This window comes from Moorena sp. SIO2C4, assembly GCF_010672485.1.
GTDB lineage: Bacteria > Cyanobacteriota > Cyanobacteriia > Cyanobacteriales > Coleofasciculaceae > Moorena > Moorena producens.
On sequence record NZ_JAAHGN010000710.1, the window covers coordinates 1 to 3,974 of the forward strand.

The window sequence follows — 3,974 nt, forward strand, 5'->3', positions numbered from 1 at the left end:
TTCCCCTACCGCTAAAACGCCCTTTATTAATGGTTGGTCACGGCACTAGAGACCCCGATGGGCGTCAGACTTTCCTTGATTTTGCCCACACCTATCAAACCTTGAACCGTTCTCGGCCAGTAGTGCCTTGTTTTTTGGAACTGACTGGTCCAACTATTCAACAAGGAGTAGAGAGTTGTGTCCAGCAGGGTTATACAGAATTGACTGTATTACCGATTTTACTGTTTGCAGCTCGCCACAATAAATTTGATGTTACTAACGAGTTAGACCGGGCAAGGGCAAAATATCCCCAAGTCAAATTTCACTACGGGCGTCATTTTGGAATTACTACGGGAATTCTGGATTTATGGCGGCAACGGCTTGCCAAACTTGACCAACCCCAACCAGAGTTACCCGTTAGCCAGTTGAACGGTGAACGTTCCCATCTAGAACCTTCAACACAACAACCTCTAGCCTTAAAAAAGGACACAGTACTTCTATTTGTTGGTCGTGGCTCCAGTGACCCTGATGCTAATGGTGATGTTTACAAAATGGCTCGCATGCTCTGGGAAGGCAGTGGCTATAAAACTGTGGAAACCTGCTTTATTGGCATTACCCATCCTCGGTTAGAAGAAGGCTTCCGTCGCGCCCGACTCTACCAACCTAAGCATATTATAGTACTTCCTTACTTCCTATTTACCGGGGCTTTAGTAAAAAAGATTTTTGATATCACAGCTCAGCAGCAGAAACTTTATCCAGAGATTCCCTTGACCTGTTTACCAGAAATGGGAATTCAGCCTCAGCTGCTATCTGTGCTCAGGGACCGAGAAATCGAGGCTCAGTTGGGGCAAGTGCAGATGAATTGTGAGATGTGTAAGTTCCGCCTAGCAGCGATTGGTAATGGTGCTGACAACGGACACTCCCACCACCATCACCACGGGCATCACCACCACCACCACTCTCACCAGCATAATCACAATACTCCAGACCCCTATCAAGATTTGGAAAAATACCACCAGCGTATTTGGCAAGCACCCTAGGGTTGGCCGGTTGAACGCGATCGCGTGGCCTTTTGGCCAAGGTTAACAGGTTGGCTGGTTGAAGGTTGAAGGTTGGCTGGTTGAAGGTTGAAGGTTGGCTGGTTGAAGGTTGACAGGTTTAAGGTTAACAGCTTGAAGGTTAACAGCTTGAAGGTTAATCCAGACAACCTCCAACCTATACTACAAGGGACGCCTGGGCAAGAACAACATTCAACCAAATAACATTCAACCAAACAACCTTCAACCTCCAACCCCATAACCTTCAACCAGCCAACCTGTTAACCTTCAACCAGCCAACCTGCTAACCTTCAACCCCCCTTTTTTGACTGACCAATGTCTAAAGACTTTAACGTTGGCGATCGCGTAAGAGTAATTACATTACCACGCTACGTCAAAACTGCTGAACCAATGCCCATGTTACGACCTCCTGATGTGATTAAAGTTGGGGAAGAGGGAGTAATCCTCGACCGACGTCCAGGAGGATACTGGGGTGTTCGCTTTTCTAGAGGAGCATTTCTGATCGATAGTCAGTACATTGAGTTAGTTCAGGAGGAAAATCCTAACCCCTAACCCCTAATCCCGTAAGCATATGCGCTACAGATGGTGCTACTTGAGGTGCTATCAGCGGTCAGCCGTCAGCTAATCAACAGTCGGTAGTAAAAAAGTTGGGGGGTGCTGATACGGCTGGTTGAAAATCCATACTCGTTTTTCTGTACCCACCCCGTGCAGTTAAAGCGCCTGCTAGCACCTCAAGTAGCGTGCGCGCAGCCCATTAGCTGATAACTGACCTGAATGCTTACCTAATCCCTAAGTGCTAATCGCTTTTTCCTGCTGATGTGCTTCTGCCCATGTACCTTATTTACAAGATGAGCTTAATATTATCCATAGCGATTACAATTTTGCAGTGTGGACGTGACTTGGGAGATAGATGTGTACAGCTTCCTACAGTCCCTCGGAATTGCCAACCCTAGGGGAAGTGGCTGGCTGGCAGTCATATTAACTTTCGGATTGGCATGGGCAGTGACTAGATGCTTGATGCCAACTTTACGCTCATTTGCCTTGGAGGTTGGTTGGGCTGACCAACCCAATGCTCGGCGGCTTAACCAAGAACCCTTACCCAATGCAGGAGGCTTAGCTATCTATACCGGAGTGGTAGCTGCACTGGTACTAGCTACCCTCCTCAGACCGATTGTCATTGAAGGGGTGTTAGCTCAAGTTCTGACTATTCTCCTGGGGGGCTCGGTTCTGGTACTGGTAGGCTTTATTGATGATCAATTTGGTTTGCCTGCCTATGTACGCTTGTCGGTTCAAATTATTGCTGCCCTGTTGTTAGTGGCTAGTGGTGCAGGGATTAAAGCCACCTTTGGGACTCCGATTGATGTCCAACTCTCCATGTTACTTACGGTTCTATGGGTTGTGGGTATTACTAATGCCATTAACCTTATGGATGGGATGGATGGTTTAGCGGCAGGCGTCAGCTTTATTACTGCTATGAGCCTGTTAGCGGTTTCAGCTCAGTTTCCCAGTCGTGCCGCAGCAACGTTGCTTCTGGCAGCCCTAGGGGGGTCAGCTCTGGGATTTTTGCGCCATAACTTCCATCCTTCCCACATTATTATGGGAGATGCAGGTGCGTACTTTTTCGGCTATGTACTAGCTGCCAGCAGCATTTTAGGGTCTTTGAAAGTGACTACGGTATTTGCCCTAGTCCCCCCAGTAGTATTTTTGCTATTGCCAGTTCTAGATACTACTCAGGTATTTGTGCGACGGTTGATCAATGGTAAAAACCCTCTAACTACCCCAGGTAAAGACCACCTACATCACCGCTTGTTAGCCTTTGGTTTTTCCCAGCGCTATGTTGCCCTTATCCTTTGGGGCATTACCTTAGTGTCTAACTGGCTAGCGATGAAACTACAAGATATGACTCCTAGGGTGATCTATGCCACGACAGGGGGTATCATTTTGCTGTTAGGCATTACTGTTTTGCAAAGAATTAGAGCGAAATGAAGCGTTGCCCAATTGTGGAATGATTCAGGGTAATCGGTAATTGGTCATGGGTCATGGGTAATTGGTAACTGACCCAACTCTACTTGGTATCCCAAACGATAGTCAGCAATGCCCTGGTCAGTGCTGGCAAGAGCAGCATGTGCGTAGGGCGTAAGCTGACTACTCTTGCTCTGGAATTGAACGGACAATCAGCCCGCATTCCACCATCTTCGCGATAGCAAGTGGTGGTTAGGGCGCAAGGGAAGTGGGTTGGCATTTGTGGTATAATTTGCTTAACTACTTTGGCACTATTACCCTCCAGACCAAGAAAGCTGGGAATTAAGGGTAGATATAAGACCGATGTAGCCAAGTTCGTAACTCTTAAGTCTTGGTGTCGCCCGATTAGAAAAGTAGGGAGCTTGCGCCAAATAACGATACATAACCAAATACAGAATTTGTTTCTATAGGCTCTAGCCGGAAATGAGAACGAGGTTCAGTATGGCAAAAGTCCCTGCTGTTCACCGAGAAGCGCGGTTTCCGAGTATACGGGTAGCTGTCTCTATCGAGAAGAGTGTCCTACTTGGATACCACCACCTCGCCCTTAGGCAGGTGGTGGTGCTTCATATATTAAGATATATTAAATTGTCAATTAAATTGACATATTATACGAGACCGCTGCTAAAATAAATTGGGGGTCAGACCCTACATACTTTAATTGGGATTAAATGATATAATATGCATTTTATGATTATATCCCGATTAAATCACCTGCTTTGAGGCGATTTGCTAGCAACAAAGCCGCCCTCTTCAGTAAGCAGCAAGACTACCGCAATTTAACAGATCACTTATTGATGCAAAGCGCGAGTGGGGGTTTCCCCCAAGACCGCTTAGGTGCGCTTGACCCATAATTAAATTCGCCACGGGTCGCACCTCTGCATCGCTTTACCCAATTTCTTGATTGCAGCGGTTAAA

General features: G+C 46.9%; 5 protein-coding genes. 3 read left to right on the plus strand and 2 right to left on the minus strand.

Features of this window, described 5'->3' with window-relative positions; genetic code table 11:
• The coding region (locus F6K20_RS27635; RefSeq protein ID WP_287296812.1) for a sirohydrochlorin chelatase at nt 1–1,019 on the plus strand (1,019 nt) is incomplete at its 5' end.
• On the opposite strand, the gene F6K20_RS27640 is transcribed toward F6K20_RS27635, so the two are convergent.
• Entirely contained in the window at nt 1,016–1,186 is a 171-nt protein-coding gene (locus F6K20_RS27640) for a hypothetical protein (protein WP_287249349.1), read from the minus strand. The genes F6K20_RS27635 and F6K20_RS27640 overlap by 4 nt on opposite strands.
• Nucleotides 1,187–1,352: 166 nt before the next feature.
• On the opposite strand from F6K20_RS27640, the gene sipA reads away from it, so the two are divergent.
• Both sipA and F6K20_RS27650 read left to right on the plus strand, forming a co-directional pair.
• Complete coding sequence (gene sipA, locus F6K20_RS27645) at nt 1,353–1,589, plus strand: regulatory protein SipA (protein ID WP_071102259.1); 237 nt, start codon at nt 1,353–1,355, stop codon at nt 1,587–1,589.
• A 354-nt stretch (nt 1,590–1,943) separates the two neighbouring features.
• Nucleotides 1,944–3,023 (plus strand): MraY family glycosyltransferase, encoded by a 1,080-nt coding sequence (locus F6K20_RS27650; RefSeq protein WP_044492818.1) that lies wholly within the window; start codon nt 1,944–1,946, stop codon nt 3,021–3,023.
• A gap of 79 nt (nt 3,024–3,102) precedes the next feature.
• Here F6K20_RS27650 and F6K20_RS27655 read toward each other — a convergent pair whose 3' ends face one another.
• Nucleotides 3,103–3,372: a hypothetical protein gene (locus F6K20_RS27655; protein WP_131826833.1), complete on the minus strand. Its 270-nt coding sequence runs from the start codon at nt 3,370–3,372 to the stop codon at nt 3,103–3,105.
• Between the last annotated feature and the right edge of the window lie 602 nt (nt 3,373–3,974).

What these genes read in the sequence shown, in the direction of transcription:
- sipA (WP_071102259.1), top strand. Translation starts at nt 1,353, where the DNA reads ATGTCTAAAGACTTTAACGTTGGCGATCGCGTAAGAGTAATTACATTA.